17 protein-coding genes are annotated in these 15,342 nt (G+C 66.1%); 11 read left to right on the forward strand and 6 right to left on the reverse strand.

What is annotated here, in order from left to right; genetic code table 11:
- Positions 1-135: 135 nt before the first annotated feature.
- From ASF14_RS03490 to radC, 4 genes are all read right to left on the reverse strand, one after another.
- Positions 136-738, reverse strand: coding sequence for a TIGR02466 family protein (locus tag ASF14_RS03490; RefSeq protein WP_056431666.1), 603 nt, complete (start codon positions 736-738; stop codon positions 136-138).
- A complete protein-coding gene (gene pth, locus ASF14_RS03495; RefSeq protein WP_056431669.1) occupies positions 735-1,310 on the reverse strand; it encodes an aminoacyl-tRNA hydrolase in 576 nt (191 codons plus the stop codon). Before pth ends, ASF14_RS03490 begins: the two co-directional genes overlap by 4 nt.
- Positions 1,311-1,374: 64 nt before the next feature.
- Positions 1,375-2,280 (reverse strand): hypothetical protein, encoded by a 906-nt coding sequence (locus ASF14_RS03500; RefSeq protein WP_168371498.1) that lies wholly within the window; start codon positions 2,278-2,280, stop codon positions 1,375-1,377.
- Positions 2,281-2,433: 153 nt separating this feature from the next.
- The gene (gene radC / locus ASF14_RS03505; RefSeq protein ID WP_056431675.1) at positions 2,434-3,123 is read right to left on the reverse strand and encodes a RadC family protein; all 690 of its coding nucleotides are present in this window, start codon (positions 3,121-3,123) and stop codon (positions 2,434-2,436) included.
- Positions 3,124-3,281: 158 nt separating this feature from the next.
- On the opposite strand from radC, the gene ASF14_RS03510 reads away from it, so the two are divergent.
- From ASF14_RS03510 to uvrC, 10 genes are all read left to right on the forward strand, one after another.
- Positions 3,282-6,440 (forward strand): YdbH domain-containing protein, encoded by a 3,159-nt coding sequence (locus ASF14_RS03510; protein WP_056431899.1) that lies wholly within the window; start codon positions 3,282-3,284, stop codon positions 6,438-6,440.
- Positions 6,441-6,469: 29 nt separating this feature from the next.
- Positions 6,470-6,658 carry a YnbE family lipoprotein gene (locus ASF14_RS03515; protein ID WP_443025748.1) on the forward strand — a complete coding sequence of 63 codons (189 nt, stop codon included), beginning with the start codon at positions 6,470-6,472 and terminating at the stop codon, positions 6,656-6,658.
- A 2-nt stretch (positions 6,659-6,660) separates the two neighbouring features.
- A complete protein-coding gene (locus tag ASF14_RS03520) occupies positions 6,661-7,041 on the forward strand; it encodes a YdbL family protein (protein ID WP_056431681.1) in 381 nt (126 codons plus the stop codon).
- Between the two features lie 355 nt (positions 7,042-7,396).
- Positions 7,397-7,714: an AtpZ/AtpI family protein gene (locus tag ASF14_RS03525; RefSeq protein WP_056431684.1), complete on the forward strand. Its 318-nt coding sequence runs from the start codon at positions 7,397-7,399 to the stop codon at positions 7,712-7,714.
- Positions 7,715-7,747: 33 nt separating this feature from the next.
- On the forward strand, positions 7,748-8,539 hold the full coding sequence (locus ASF14_RS03530) for a F0F1 ATP synthase subunit A (protein WP_056431901.1): 792 nt from the start codon (positions 7,748-7,750) through the stop codon (positions 8,537-8,539).
- A gap of 80 nt (positions 8,540-8,619) precedes the next feature.
- Positions 8,620-8,847, forward strand: coding sequence for a F0F1 ATP synthase subunit C (locus ASF14_RS03535; RefSeq protein ID WP_007406947.1), 228 nt, complete (start codon positions 8,620-8,622; stop codon positions 8,845-8,847).
- A 63-nt stretch (positions 8,848-8,910) separates the two neighbouring features.
- Positions 8,911-9,405: a F0F1 ATP synthase subunit B family protein gene (locus tag ASF14_RS03540; protein WP_056431687.1), complete on the forward strand. Its 495-nt coding sequence runs from the start codon at positions 8,911-8,913 to the stop codon at positions 9,403-9,405.
- Positions 9,398-10,060 (forward strand): F0F1 ATP synthase subunit B family protein, encoded by a 663-nt coding sequence (locus tag ASF14_RS03545; protein ID WP_056431690.1) that lies wholly within the window; start codon positions 9,398-9,400, stop codon positions 10,058-10,060. Before ASF14_RS03540 ends, ASF14_RS03545 begins: the two co-directional genes overlap by 8 nt.
- 372 nt (positions 10,061-10,432) lie before the next feature.
- Complete coding sequence (locus tag ASF14_RS03550) at positions 10,433-10,753, forward strand: DMT family transporter (RefSeq protein ID WP_056431693.1); 321 nt, start codon at positions 10,433-10,435, stop codon at positions 10,751-10,753.
- A 225-nt stretch (positions 10,754-10,978) separates the two neighbouring features.
- Positions 10,979-12,898, forward strand: coding sequence for an excinuclease ABC subunit UvrC (uvrC, locus tag ASF14_RS03555; protein WP_056431696.1), 1,920 nt, complete (start codon positions 10,979-10,981; stop codon positions 12,896-12,898).
- A 310-nt stretch (positions 12,899-13,208) separates the two neighbouring features.
- Here the strand turns inward: uvrC and ASF14_RS03560 are convergent, their stop codons facing one another.
- Complete coding sequence (locus tag ASF14_RS03560; RefSeq protein WP_056431699.1) at positions 13,209-13,625, reverse strand: NUDIX domain-containing protein; 417 nt, start codon at positions 13,623-13,625, stop codon at positions 13,209-13,211.
- Positions 13,615-14,196 carry a TIGR00730 family Rossman fold protein gene (locus tag ASF14_RS03565; protein ID WP_056431702.1) on the reverse strand — a complete coding sequence of 194 codons (582 nt, stop codon included), beginning with the start codon at positions 14,194-14,196 and terminating at the stop codon, positions 13,615-13,617. Before ASF14_RS03565 ends, ASF14_RS03560 begins: the two co-directional genes overlap by 11 nt.
- A 408-nt stretch (positions 14,197-14,604) precedes the next feature.
- On the opposite strand from ASF14_RS03565, the gene recO reads away from it, so the two are divergent.
- Positions 14,605-15,336, forward strand: coding sequence for a DNA repair protein RecO (gene recO, locus ASF14_RS03570; RefSeq protein WP_056431704.1), 732 nt, complete (start codon positions 14,605-14,607; stop codon positions 15,334-15,336).
- Positions 15,337-15,342: the final 6 nt, after the last annotated feature.

Genomic DNA, 15,342 nt, shown 5'->3' on the forward strand with positions numbered 1-15,342 from the left:
CGCCATCCTCCTTACCCAATACAGGTTAACGGCACGATATCGCCGCGATCAGCCGCCCCATATCGACGACGAGTCGAGGGAACTTTTCGTCTGATCGCGGGTGCGGCGCATGTCGTCGCCCCCGTTCCGGTCGGATCAGCGATAATTGAAGCTGACGCTGATCCGTTCGCCCTTGGCACCGTTGGGCACGACCTCATGCCGCAACCAGCTTTCCCAGAGCAGCACCGTGCCCGGTTCGGGCGTGGCGGTGGCGAAGGTGGCCAGATCGTCCGGCGCATCGGGGCGACGTGGCGGCGCGGCCATCAGCATCGGCAGGCGCGGATCCTCCAGCTTCAGCGCGCCCGAGCCCTTGGGCATGGCGACATAGAGGGTGCCCGACACCACCGAATGCGGGTGGATATGCGCCGAGTGATGGCCACCCGGCTTCAGGACATTGACCCAAAGGCTGTCGAGCTTCAGCTTGTGTCCGCCCAGATCGAAGGCGCATTCCTCGGCAAAGCGCGCGACATGACGGTCGAGCTTCTTCTTGAGGTCGGCAAACACCGGATCGCGGATCGGCAGGTCGTTGAGCGAGGCGTAGCTGGTATAGCCGCGATAGCCATGTTCCTTGCTCCAGCGCCGCCCGGCCCGATCGTCCTCGGCCAGTGCCCAGCAGCTTTGTTCGATGTCCGCCAGCAGATCGGCATCGTCCAGCTGGCCCTCATAGAGCAGCGAGGCGAAGAGGCGCCGTACGCTCATGCCGCATCCCCCAGCCGGAGGGCGATATCGTTGACGAAGCGCACATCGTCGCCCTCCGCCAGCCAGTGCGCCTCCGCCGCCAGCGCGCCGAGCAGGTCGGACAGCGGCTCGATCTCGGACTTGGCGTAATTGCCCAGCACATGGCCGGTCACGCGGTCCTTGTGTCCCGGATGGCCGATGCCGAGGCGCACGCGGCGGAAGTCCGGCCCCAGATGCTGGTCGATCGAGCGCAGGCCGTTATGCCCCGCCGTGCCGCCGCCGGTCTTCACCTTGACCCGGAAAGGCGCGATGTCGAGCTCGTCGTGGAAGACGGTCAGTGCCTCGACGCCCAGCTTGTAGAAGCGCAGCGCGTCGCCGACGCTCCGCCCGCTCTCGTTCATGAAGGTGGCGGGCTTCAGCAGCAGGATCTTCTGCCCGCCGATCCGGCCTTCCTGGGTCCAGCCTTGGAATTGCTTCTTCACCGGGCCGAAATCATGCACCTCGGCGATGGCGTCCATAGCCATGAAGCCGACATTGTGGCGGTGCATCGCATATTGCGCCCCCGGATTGCCCAGCCCGGTCCAGACCTGCATGTCCCATTCCTCATTCACGTTACGGATGAGGCCCCTAGCATCGGGTGTCGGGACGCCAAAGCTGCTATTCGGGGCCGGGCCCCGTCAGCCGGTCGATCGCGCGCTCGGTCATGTGACGATAGACGCCGTCCGAATAGCGGTGCGTGCCGACGAAATGAACCAGTCGCTCATCGCCGGTGACCGGCGTGCGCCAGTAGTTGTAATAGTGGCTATAGGGCAGGGTGAGGGTGCCGGGCTCGTTGGAGAGCAGGAAGTTCGACGTCACCTGTTCGCTGCCCCATTCGGCCCAAGTCGCGGTGCCGACCAGATTCTCGGCCCTGCGCGAAAAGGTCGCCGCTGCTTTGCGGTCGCTGGGTCCACCGCGAGCGAAGCCCGCAAATCCTGACGACGCCCGGACGTAGGAATGGCATTCCGCCTCGGGATAGGCGGCATAACGGGATTCGATCAGCGCCTGCATGTGCGCCGGAGCCGACACCGGGCCGTCGGGATATTTGCGTCGGACGAACTCCGGCAGCGTCTGGATGCCCAAGGCCTGGCTGTCGGGGCCGCCCAACAGCATGAAGCCCCGATTCCCGGTGATCGCCGCGCGAACCTCGGGCACGTCGCCCAGCGTCACGGTGTCAGAATCCAGCTGGACGACATAGTGATCGGCGCGCAGGTCGAGCAGTACCAGCAATCTTTCCCAGGTGCCGCCGCGCGGACACGCGCCGGTGTCGATCCCCGCGATCGGAATGATCCGGGGCGTGCCGCAATGCCGTGCCAGGGTGCGCCGGTCCGCCTCCGTCAGGCTGCCGTCGTCGATCAGGACGATCCGGCCCATGGCCAGTTGCTGGTGGAAGGATTTGATCGCGACCAGATAGGGGATCAGCGTGCGGGTGCCGATCATCGACAGGATGATCACACCATCGTCGCGGGGGATGATCGGCGGCGTCGCCAGGATCCGCCGCGCGACATGCAGGTGAAGGTGCATCCGCGCCCGGCGCATAGTCCGGTCAAAGACCTTGCAGAAAAGCCGGTGGGGACGGGCGGACGACGTCATCATAAGGGGATGCGGCAGCGCGCCGGCGATGACAAGCCAGTCACGCCCCCCGCCTGGTCATAATGATACGCTTCGACGGCGACGTCAGATCAGCCCCTGTGCCCGCAGGCTGACATGCCCCGAGGTGCCGATGATGATATGGTCATGCACCGTGATGCCCAGCCTCTTTCCCGCCTCTGCAATGGCGCGGGTCACGTCGATATCGGCGCGGCTGGGGGAGGGGTCGCCGCTGGGGTGGTTGTGGACCAGGATCAGCGCGGCCGAACCGAAGTCGATGGCGCGCCGGATCACCTCGCGGACATAGACCGGCGCCTGGTCGATGGAACCCTGCCCCATCAATTCGTCGCGGATCAACATGTTGCGGGTGTTCAGATGCAGCACCCGTACCCGCTCGACCCCGTGATGCGCCATGTCGGCGTGGAGATAATCGAGCAGCGCCTGCCAGTTGGACAGGACCGGGCGCTTCATCGCCTCCGCCTGGACCAGCCGCAGCGCGCAGGCCTGGGCGATCTTGATCGTCGCCGCCGCCGTCTCGCCTATGCCGTCGACCCGCTGGAGCGCGATGGGGTCGGCGGTCAGGACGCCGCCGATATCGTGGAACTCGCGCAGCAGCGCCTTGGCCATCGGCTTGGTATCGCGGCGCGGAATGGCCGTCATCAAGAGATATTCGATCAGTTCATGATCGAGCAATCCGCCACCGCCCAGCAATCGGTCGCGCAGCCGCGCGCGGTGTCCGGCATGATCGTTCGCCTCGATTTCGCTGGTATCGCGCATGTCCCGTCCCCCGTGGTGGAGCATCATAAGGCGAGCGGCGGGAACTGTCGCCGGGCTTCGCGCGATTGCGTGGCGCGGGGTCCGGTGTTTATGACGTGGGTCAAGAATAAGGGAGTGGCATCGGGGTGGAGGGCGCAAGCGAGGAGAGCGAGACGCGCGTGACCCCGGTCACGAGCCCCGCCCGCCGTTTCCGTCGTCTTCAGCTGACCCTGATCGCCATCGCGCTGGTCATCCTGGCCGCGTTGATCGCGCTGTGGATCGAACGCAAGCCGCTGGCGGGGCAGGTGCTGGACCGCGAACTGGCAAGGCGCGGCGTGCCGGCGCGCTACAGGATTTCCGATCTGGGTTTCGGTCGCCAGCGGCTGACCAACGTCGTGCTGGGCGACCCGCAGCGCCCCGACCTCGTCGCCGACTGGCTGGAGACGCGGACCCGCATGACCCTGTCGGGGCCGGTCGTGACGGGCGTGCGCGCCGGGCGGGTCCGCCTGCGTGGGCGGTTGATCGACGGACGGATCAGCCTGGGCACGCTCGACAGGCTGATGGGGCCGCCCGACACATCAGGCAAGCCGTTCCAGCTGCCCAAGCTCGACGTGGCGGTGCAGAATGGCGGCATCCGGCTCGAAACGCCGCACGGGGTCGTCGGCCTGAGCCTCTCGGGGCAGGGGGTGCTGAGCGACGGCTTTACCGGGCGGCTGGCGGCGGTCGCGCCCAGGCTCGTGATGGGCGATTGCGTCGCCACCGGGCTGGCTGCCCCCCTGCGTGTCCGGGTGGTGCGAGAACAACCGACGCTGACCGGGCCGCTGCAACTCGGCAACCTGCGTTGTGGCGAGGTGGCGGTCGCCGATCTGGCGGCGCGGGTCGATGTGACCTTCGGCGCGGCGCTCGATCGCTGGCAGGGGCGCGCTTTGCTCGGCAGCGGAGCGATCCGCCACCCGGTCCTGGCCGCCGCCGCGATCGATGGGCAGATCGACTTTTCCGGCACGCCCAAGGGCACGCAAGGGCGCATGGAAGTCGCCGCGCGCAACGTCGTCGCCCGCGTCGGTCGCGCCGAGCGGGCGATGTTCGCCGGTCGCTATCTGATCGGCGCTGCCACCCGCTTCGATGGACAGGCGCAACTGGGCGGTGCGCAGGCGTCGGCCGCCGCGCTGGCCCCCGTGCTGAGGGCGGGCGAGGCGGCGGCGGGCACGCCGGTCGGGCCGGTGCTGCGCGCCATGACCCAGGCGGTCGGACGGGCAGGGCGTCGCTTCGCCGCCGATATGGCGCTGGCGATCGACAGCGACCGGGGGCCAGGCGGGCCGGGCTTTGCGGTGCGCGTGCCGCGCCTGACGGTCGCGTCGGCCAGCGGCGGGCGGCTCGCCTTCGCGGGCGGCTATGGCCTCGCCTATGATGCGCGGGGGCTGCGGATCGATACGCGGGCGGCGATGGGCGGCGGCGGTTTGCCGAGCCTGCGGGCGACGCTGCGCCAGGATGGACCCAAACAGCCGATGCGCGGCACCGCCGAGCTGGCGCGTTACGAGGCAGGCGGGGCGGCCCTGGCCTTCGACCGGATGGTGTTCCGCTCCGCCGTCAATGGCGAGACCCAGGTGACGACCCGTGTCGCGCTGTCCGGGCCGATCAGCGGCGGGCGGATCGACGGGCTGGTCCTGCCCATCGCCGCGCGCTGGGACGGCGGGCGGCGGTTGCTGATCAATCCGGACTGCCAGCCGCTGGCGATTGACCGGCTGGCGCTGTCGGGCCTGAGGCTGGCGAAGGTGGCCACGCGGCTGTGTCCGCTGGACGGCGCGCTCGTCCGGCTGGACGGCACGCGCCTGAGCGGTGGTGCGCAGCTGGGGGCGACCAGGCTGGTCGGGCAGATCGGCAGCAGCCCGCTGACGCTGGCGGCGGCGACCACCCGCTTTGCGCTGGCCGACCGCAGCCTCACGCTGACCGGCGTGCAGACCGTCATCGGCCGCCCCGAATCGCCGACCCGAATTGACGCGGCCGAATTGAACGGCCGGATCACGCCCGAAGGCCTTGCGGGCCAGTTCACCGGCGGTGCCGGGCAGGTGGGGCAGGTGCCGCTGCTGCTGGGCGAGGCGGGCGGCGACTGGCGGCTGGCGGGCGGCGTGCTGACGCTCAACGGCGCGCTTCAGGTGCGCGACGCACGGGCCGATTCGCCGCGCTTCCTGCCCATGGCGGCGCGCGACGTCACGCTGACGCTGGCGGGCAGCCGGATCGACGCCAGGGGCACGTTGTTCGAGCCGACCAAATCGGTGAAGGTCGCCGACGTCGCCATCACCCATGCGCTCGACAAGGGTGCGGGCGCGGCGGACCTGAGCGTGCCGGGCATCACCTTCACCAAGGACTTCCAGCCCGAATTGCTGACCCCGGTGACGAAGGGTGTGATCGAGGATGTGCGCGGGCCGATCAACGGGCGCGGGCGTATCGTCTGGGATGCGAACGGCGTGCGGTCGACCGGGCGATTCGGCACCGATGGGATCGACCTGGCCGCCGCGCTCGGCCCGGTCAGCGGCATAGCGGGCACGATCGACTTCACCGACCTGCTGGCGTTGGAGAGCGCACCGGGACAGGTGGCGACCGTCAAGACGATCAATCCAGGCATTCAGGTGACGAACGGCGTCATCCGCTATCAGACCCTGTCAGGCGCGCGGGTGAGGGTGGAGAGCGGGCGCTGGCCGTTCGCGGGCGGCGTGCTGACCCTGGACCCGACGCTGCTCGACTTCTCGCAGCCGGTCGAACGCCGCATGACCTTCCATGTCGAGGGAGCCGCAGCGGACCAGTTCCTGCTCCAGTTCGACTTCAAGAATCTGAACGCCACCGGCGTCTTCGACGGCACCCTGCCGATGATCTTCGACGAGCGGGGCGGGCGGATCGAGGGCGGTCGGCTGGCCGTGCGCTCCGGCGGCGGCAGCATCGCCTATCTCGGCGAATTGAGTCAGAAGGATCTGGGCGTCTGGGGCAATCTGGCGTTTGGGGCGCTGCGCTCGCTCAACTATCGGTCCTTGCGGATCGACATGAACGGGCCGCTGGCGGGCGAGATGGTGACCGATGTACGCTTCGCCGGGATCAGCCAGGGCAAGGGCGCCAAGTCCAACTTCATCATCCGGCGGCTCCAGCGCCTGCCCTTCATCTTCAACGTGCGGATTAAGGCGCCCTTCCGCGGGCTGCTCGATTCGGCGCAGTCCTTCTATGACCCGCGCCGTCTGATCCAGCGCAACCTGCCCGCGCTGCTGGAAGAACAGAACAAGCGCGCCGCGCCGCCTGCGAATCCCGCCGCCACCTCCATTCAGCCATCCGCAAGCGAGACCGTGCCATGACCGTAACAGGATTGAAAATGCTGGGAAGGATGCCGATCTTGAATGCGACACGATGGATGCCGGTCGCGCTGACCCTGCTGAGTGGAGGATGCGTCAACATCTCCGCGCCGGAGAAGCCGATCGAGATCAATCTGAACATCAATGTGACGCAGGAAGTGGTATATCGCCTGGATGGCGAGGCCAAATCGCTGATCCAGCAGAATCCGGGGATATTTTAATCATGAAGGCAAAGACGGTGATCCTGGCGCTCGGCGCGATGGCGCTGCTGGGCGTATCGGGCATGGCGATGGCGCAGCGCGACCCGGCCTATGCCGCCGCGCGCGCCGAGGGCCTCGTGGGTGAACAGCCCGATGGCTATCTGGGCATCGTCGGCAGCGCGACGCCCGCGCTGCGTACGCTGGTCAACAGCATCAACATCCAGCGCAAGGCCGCCTATACCCAAAAGGCCCAGGCCAGCGGCGCGACCGTCGAGCAAATGGCCTTCACCAGCGGCTGCAACCTGATCGCGCAGACGGCGAGCGGCGAGAAGTACAAGACGCCCGAGGGCGTGTGGAAGACCCGCACCGGCGCCGCACCGGAACGCGCGCCCGCCTGTGTCTAATTCCTCCTAACTCCCCTCCCGCAGGCGGGAGGGGCTGGGGGAGGGGACTCCGGTCGGTATCAGGCCGAAGGTAAGAAGAGTGGACCGGACTCGGCGCAGCCAACAAGCGGCATCCCTCGCCGACAGCGCCAGCCCTCCCCCGACCCCTCCCGCCTGCGGGAGGGGAGAAGAATCATAGAGAGGGGCGTCATCCTGTCACTCCCTGGCAACAATGCTTAACACATCTGTCACAAGCCCACCCCCAGGCGGTTGACTTGGGGGGAGGGGCTTTCTAAACGGGCCTCGCCTTGGCGGGGTCGCTCGCCGTTCGCGCGCATTCTCCCCTTCGGTGACGAAATCAGGTGAGGGTGGCTGCGTGGCGGAGAAGGAACCCGGACAGGACTTTGGCGATGCGGACGATCCGCGTCTGGCCGCGCTGGATCAGCGATTGGCCAAGGCGAGAGCGGACGGCGCAGCGCGGCAGGGGGTGAAGGTGGACGCCGACAGGGGTTATTCCCAGGGCAGCCGCGTGATCTCCGCGCTGATCGGAAGTCTTGTCGGCAGTGCGTTGATCGGCTGGCTATTCGACCGCTGGTTCGGCACCGCACCCTGGGCCCTGATCGTGATGCTGTTCCTGGGGATCGGCGTGGCGTTCAGGCAGATCATTCGGATTTCTGGCGAACGCCCGGAGTAACCGGGCGTTCGTCATATGTGGGAACGAAGCAGCGTGGCGGCAGAATCGGGCGGCAAGATTGATCCGATGCACCAGTTCCTGATCGAGCCGGTGCTCGGTCAGCACTGGGTGGTCGGCGGCTACGACCTTTCCTTCACCAATTCCGCTCTGTGGATGGTGGCGACGCTGGTCGCGCTGTGGGTGTTCATGATCGGCGGCATGAAGCGCGACCTGGTCCCCGGGCGCTGGCAGGCGGCGGTCGAAGGCTTCACCGGCTTCGTGAATTCGATGCTGACGTCGAATATCGGGCCGGAGGGCAAGCGCTTCCTGCCTTACGTCTTCTCGCTGTTCATGTTCATCCTGTTCGCCAACGTGCTGGGCCTGCTGCCCTTCGGCGTGGTGCCGGGTGTCCACCCCTTCACCGTGACCAGCCATGTGACCGTGACCGGCGTGCTCGCGCTGATCTCGTTCGCGATCGTGCTGATCGTCGGCTTCGGCCGCCACGGCTTCCACTTCTTTGCGCTGTTCGTGCCGCACGGCACGCCCAAGCTGATGATTCCGCTGATCTTCGTGGTCGAGCTGATGAGCTTCCTGGTGCGCCCCTTCTCGCTGGGTCTGCGACTGTTCGTCGCGATGACCGCGGGGCACATCCTGCTGAAGGTTCTCGCCGCCTTCGTCATCAACGGCATCAACATGGGCCCTGGTTACGCCGCGCTCATCACCCTGCCGAGCTTCCTGCTGATGATCGGCATCACGCTTCTCGAACTGCTGGTCGCCGCGATCCAGGCCTATGTCTTCGCGCTGCTGACCTCGGTCTATCTGAACGACGCCGTCAACCTGCACTGATCCGGTAACGCCGGATCGGGCGGGCGGGCGCGCCGCCGACTTGAATACCCAAACGACCCTTTTGAACTGGAGTGATTGAAATGGACGCAGAAGCCGCGAAGCTGATCGGTGCCGGTCTGGCCGCTATCGGCATGGGCATCGCCTCGCTCGGCGTGGGCAACGTGTTCGCCAAGTTCCTCGAAGGCGCGCTGCGCAATCCGGGTGCGGCGGACAGCCAGCAGGGCCGCCTCTTCATCGGTTTCGCCGGTGCCGAGCTTCTGGGCCTGCTCGCCTTCGTGACGATGATCATCCTGGTGTTCGTCGCCTAATCATTCGGATCGGCCGGGCGTGTCGCTGACGATGCGCCCGGTTGATATGGCAACGAGGACTCCATGCCCCAGATAGCACAGATCAGTGCGACCTATGCGTCGCAGATCTTCTGGCTCCTGATCACGTTCGGCCTGCTGTATTTTGTGGTCGGTCGTGGGATGGTGCCCAAGATTCAGGCGACCGTCGACGCTCGCGAAGGCCGTATCGCCGGCGATCTGGCGGCGGCGGAGGCCGCGCGTGCCGAGGCCGACCGGGTCGAGGCGGCATGGCGGGCCGAAATGGACGCCGCCCGTGTCGCCGCGATGGCCGAAACCAACGCTGCCAAGGCGCGGGCCACCCACGCTTTCGAGGCGCAGGTGAAGGCCGCCGATGCCGAGCTGGCCGAGCGTCTGGGTCATCATGACCTGGCGATCGCCAATGCCAAGGTCGAGGCGATGGCCAATCTTCAGACCGTGGCGGCCGAAGCCGCGCGCGATCTCGTCGCCAAGCTGTCCGGCGTCCAGGTGGGCGAGGATGCGGCGGCCGACGCGGTGCGAAAGGTGAGCGCGCATGGCTAATCATTCCGCAAACGGCGTTCTGGCCAATGGCGATGCGCTGGTCGCGCAGAACCTGGCCGATGCGGCGTCCGCCGAAGGCATGACGCAGAAGCCGATCCGCGAAGGCGACGGTCTGACCGGCAACACGGTCGCGCCCGCCGAAGCCGAGCATCACGCCGCCAGCCCGACCGCGCTGGGTTTCGATTCGACCGGCTGGGTGGCGCTTGCTGCTCTGGTCGTCCTGATCGGGATGCTGGTGAAGAAGGTCCCGTCGATGATCGGTCGTTCGCTCGATCAGAAAATCGCCGGGATCCGCGCCCAGCTCGACGAAGCCAATAAGCTGCGTCAGGAAGCCGAAACGTTGAAGGCTGAATATGAGGCCAAGGCGAAGGCCGCCCATGCTGATGCCGAGGCGATGCGCGCCCAGGCCCAGCATGAAGCGGGTCAGCTGCTCAGCAAGGCCAAGGCCGATGCCGAGGCGCTGATGGAGCGTCGCGCCAAGATGGCCGAGGACAAGATCGCCGCTGCCGAGCGCACCGCGATCGCCGAAGTCCGCGCCCGCGCCGCCGAGGCTGCCGCCAAGGCCGCCGGTCTGCTGATCGCCGAGCATCACTCGGCCGATGCGGACCGCGCCATGATCGACCGCACCATTTCGGGGCTCGGTCGCCCGAACTGATAGGCTGCAAGGCCGGAGACAGGACCGCGCTTCGGGTTGGCCCGAGGCGCGGTTCGGTCGTTTCGGAAAGCCAAAAGATCACCACCTCCGTTCAGGCTGAGCGAAGTCGAAGCCCACGTCCTGCCCTATCCCCGCGCGGAAGAGAGGGATTCCCTTAGGCTTCGACCTCGATCAGCCTGAACGGAGGGTGGGAAAACGCATTCCTCCCCAAGCTCGGCTTGGGGAGGGGGACCGCCGGGCGTCAGTCCGGTGGTGGAGGGGCAGCTCCCCACACCACATACCCCCCGTCCCGACGGGGCCGCATCGCCGTCTCTTTCGGGTTTCCGGCGACGATGCCCATATCCCCGAGCCCGTGACAAAGGAGACGCTCCGATGGCATGGGTCATTCTGGGCATTGCCGTGATTACCGAGATTTGCTGGGCGCTCAGCCTGAAATGGGCGGCGACCGTCGCCACCTGGCAGGCGTCGAGCGTGCCGATCGTCCTCAGCTTCGTGAACATGGGCCTGCTGGCGCTGGCGATGCGCGGGCTTCCGGCCGGAACCGCCTATGCGGTGTGGACCGGGCTGGGCGCGGTAGGTGTCGTGATCGGCGGGGCCATCGTGTTCGGCGACAAGATCGCGCCGATCCAGGCGGGCTTCATGGTCCTGACCGTCATCGGCGTGATGGGGACGAAGCTCTTCGCGCAAGGCTGAACTGAGGTTCGAGCGAAGCCGCGAAGACACGAAGAAGAGGGTTCGCGCAGAGGCGCAGAGAGCGCAAAGGAAGAAGAAGGTCTTCCGCCCGCCAACTTTTACAACGCCTCTGCGTCCTCCGCGCCTCTGCGCGAACAATAAACCTTCCCGTCCTCGCGGCTTCGCGTGAACCAAAGCAACCTCACAGGGTAGCGATCTGCCGATCGCACACCTAAATCGCACCCAATGTCCGAACCTCCCGTCGACCGCTTCAACGAAGAGAAATCCACCTTCACCCTGCGCGGTGCCGATGCGCCCGATCTGAAGGCGGGGGTGGCGGCGATCCGCAACGTGCTGGCGACGCTGCCGCTGCGGCCCGGTGTCTATCGGATGCAGGATGCGCGTGGCGATGTGCTGTATATCGGCAAGGCGCGCGCGCTGAAGAACCGGGTCGCCAACTATACCCAGGTCGATCGCCTGCCGAAGCGCCTGCAACGCATGGTGTCGCAGACGCGGTCGATGACCATCGTCACGACCAACAACGAAGCCGAGGCGCTGCTGCTCGAGGCGCAGCTGATCAAGCGTTACCGCCCGGCCTTCAACGTCCTGCTGCGCGACGACAAGAGCTTTCCCTTCATCCTGCTGCGCAACGACCATGAGTTCCCGCGCATCCAGAAGCATCGCGGGGCGCGGCGTGCGGTCGGCAATTATTACGGCCCCTTCGCCAGCGCGGGCAGCGTCAACAACACGCTGAACGCGCTGCAAAAGCTCTTCCTGCTCCGGTCGTGCACCGACAGCTTCTTCAAAGGGCGCGACCGGCCGTGCCTGCTCTACCAGATCAAGCGCTGCTCGGCGCCCTGCGTCGGCCGGATCGACGAGGCCGCCTATGCCGAACTGGTCGCCGACGCAAAGAACTTCCTCGGCGGCAAGTCGACCCAGGTCCAGGCCAAGCTGGGCACGCAGATGCAGGCGGCGGCCGAGGCGATGGATTTCGAGCTGGCCGCGATCCTGCGCGACCGGCTGAAGGCGCTGACCTTCATTCAAGGCACGCAGGCGATCAACGCCGAGGGCGTGGGCGACGCCGACATCTTCGCGCTCGCCAATCGCGAAGGGGTGATGGGCATCCAGGCCTTCTTCATCCGTGGCGGCCAGAATTGGGGGCATCGCAGCTTCTTCCCCGCGCACACCAATGACGTGCCCGAGGAGGAGGTGCTGACCAGCTTCCTCACGCAATTCTACGAGGAAGTGCCGCCCGCCAAGACCATCCTGCTCGATCGTGACCTGCCCGAGGGCGAGTTGCTGACCGAGGCGCTGGGCGAGCGGGCCGGGTATAAGGTACAGCTCACCGTGCCGCAGCGCGGTGACCGCCGCCGCCTGCTCGACCAGGCCAAGCGCAACGCGGTCGAGGCGCTTGAGCGGCGGCTGGCCGAATCGACGACGCAGGCCAAGCTGCTGCGCGAAGTGGCCGACTTCTTCGACCTGTCCGAACCGCCGCAGCGGATCGAGGTGTACGATAACAGCCATATCCAGGGTACCAATGCGCTGGGCGCGATGGTCGTGGCGGGGCCGGAGGGTTTCCAGAAGGGCCAGTATCGCAAGTTCAACATCAAGGGGAACGAGGCGGCGACCAACGACGATTTTGGCATGATGCGCGAAGTCTTCCGCCGCCGCTTCGCCCGCCAGCTGGAGGAGAACCCGGATCGCGACGATGCGACCTGGCCCGACCTGGTGCTGATCGATGGCGGTCGCGGCCAGCTCAACGCGGCCAAGGCGGTGCTGGAGGATTTGGGCATCGAGGATGTCTGCCTGGTCGGCGTCGCCAAGGGCCCGCATCATGGCCGCGAGGGGCGCGAGGTCTTCCACATGATGGACGGGAGCGAACGGATGCTCCCGGTCAACGCGCCGCTGCTCTTCTACCTCCAACGCCTGCGCGACGAGGTCCACCGCTTCGTGATCGGCGCCCACCGCGACAAGCGCGCCAAGGCGATGGGCGCGAGCCCGCTGGATGAAGTGCCCGGCATCGGCCCGGCACGGAAGAAGGCGTTGCTGATGCATTTCGGCACGGGGCGCGCGGTGCGCAATGCGAGTTTGGAGGATTTGCGTAAAGCGCCGGGGGTCAGTCAGGCCGTGGCGCAGCAGGTGTACGACTTTTATCATAGCCGGTGAGGGGGCGGTGTTCCGATGGTCCATTGGCCGGATGCGTCATTCCCATTTGTCCATCGACACAGGGTCGTTTCGAGAAAGAGCAATCGGTAACGTATTTTGGGAAATCCTCTGCCTCTCGGGTTCTGCCGCACGGTCGATTTGGGGCATTCTCGCTAGCCGTTCCCGATCGGGAACATGGTTCTGAGCGCTACCCCTGTTTGCCACATAGCAGAGTGGCGTTGCCTGCCCGAGCAGTCACCGCCTTTCCGCAAAGGTCCTCCGCTTCATCGATACGCCAGCGGCAAGCACGTGCGTGAGAGCGCCCAAGCGGTCAGTTGGTGGTGTGCTTCATAGCGACAACGGCCTGCCGGGTCGCCTCAGTCAGTTCCGCAGGCAAAGTTTCTAGGCTGAACCATCCCAGCTCCGAAAGCGCCTCAGGCTCCATAATTGCCGGCGTACCCTCATAATGCTCGACGCGGAATACCGGCGCGATCCAGTGGTGACCTGCCGTCCGATCGATCTGATCAATAAGGCAAAGCAATGCTCGCGGCTTGATGATGATGCCGAGTTCTTCGTGTATTTCGCGGGCGGTCGCGTCGGCGACCGGTTCGAACGGATCGACCTTGCCGCCCGGCAATCCCCAGCATCCTGCTTCGGGGTCCCGGCGTCTCCGCACGAGCAGGAGCCTACCATCCTCCAAAATTGCGGCGCCACAGCCGACGCGGGGCCAAACAGGTTCAGCGCTCATCGCGAGCGATCCATTTGGTTTCGGCAGGCACTTGATAGTCGGCGATCTGATCGAGAAGCGCGGCGGGATCAGCCGACGCCAACAGCATTCCTCGGTGCACGGGTTTTAAGAACGCTTCATCGACGACGTGATCGAGGAATCCGAGAAGCTGGTCATAGAAGCCGTGCACGTTGAGCACGGCACACGGCTTTGCATGATTGCCCAGTTGAGTCCATGTCCATACCTCGAAGATCTCCTCGAACGTCCCTATACCGCCGGGAAGCGCGATAAACGCATCCGACAATTCAGCCATCAATGCCTTTCGCTCATGCATCGACCCAACGACGCGCAGGTCGGACAGACCGGTGTGCGCGACTTCCCGTTCGACCAATGCTTGCGGGATCACACCCGTGACACTGCCGCCAGCAGCGATCGTCGCATCGGCGACCGCACCCATAAGGCCAACGGCAGCGCCGCCATAGACTAGCCCGATATTACGCTCGGCAAGCAGGGTTCCTAGCTGGACCGCGCTATCCCGATATTCGCTGATGCGTCCCGAGCTTGATCCCGAAAATACGCAAATTCTCTGCATTGTCGCGCACCTAAATATGTTCGTTTAGCCGCTCGAATGTCGGCGACAGCTATAGCCGCCCCTTAAAGGCGGCTCGACACGAGGAAGGCAAGGTCCCAGAAGATCGTACTGCTCCCAACTTTCCGATAGGAACAATCCGGTGCGGCCCAATACCTTGTAGCGCATCCATCTGCCTTACTTGTCTCGCGAGGTCCTGCAGGAAGCCGCTGCTACCAACGTGATGGCAGCATCATAGAAGCGGTCGTGAACGAGTGTCCCATAATCGGTTCGGGACAGCATCAAGAGTCTCGCTATCGGATCCCTTACGGGAAAAGTTGAACTTCAGAGAGCCGGAAAGGGTGTTTGCGTGGTCGGGGAGAACCCTCTATCGCATAGCATCCCACCCCATTCCCCCCTACATCCGTACCCATGCACAGGGTCGCCCCCGCCATCATCCTGTCGGTTCGGCCGCATGGCGAGCATGGGGCGATCGTGCGGGCGTTGACCCGTGAGGATGGGGTGCAGCCGGGCTATGTGCGGGGCGGGCGGTCGCGAGCGCTCAGGCCCGTCCTGCAACCGGGGAACGGCATTATCGGCGAGTGGCGGGCGCGGACCGCCGAGCAGCTTGCCGCGCTGACCATCGAGCCGGGGCATAGCCGTGCGGGACTGCATGGCGAGCCGCTGGCCGCCGCCGGAATCGAGTGGCTGTGCGCACTGACCGCTGCCACCCTGCCCGAGGAGCAGCCTTATCCCGTCCTCTACGATGCGCTGGATGCGGTGCTGACCGCGATCGAGTCGGCACCCTCCGCGCGGGGCTGGGCGGGGGCGTTGGTGCGCTACGAACTGCTGCTGCTGGGGCAGTTGGGCTTCGGGCTCGATCTGGAGCGGTGCACCGTCACCGGAGGAACCGACGATCTGGCCTATGTCAGTCCCAAGAGCGGGGCCGCCGTGTCGGTGGGGGCGGCGTTCGGCTATGAGGCGCGGCTGTTCCCCTTGCCGGCCTTTCTGGGCGAGGGCGGGGTGGCCGACTGGCCGGATATCTTTGCCGCCGGGCGGATCACCGCGCATTTCCTGGCGCGCGATATCCTGGTGGGCTTGCGCAACGATCCGATGCCCGCCCGCACGCGGCTGTTCGATCGGTTCAAAAGGGCGGTTGCGTGAGGGCCG

Origin of the sequence: Sphingomonas sp. Leaf257 (assembly GCF_001422185.1) — a bacterium.
GTDB lineage: Bacteria > Pseudomonadota > Alphaproteobacteria > Sphingomonadales > Sphingomonadaceae > Sphingomonas > Sphingomonas yabuuchiae.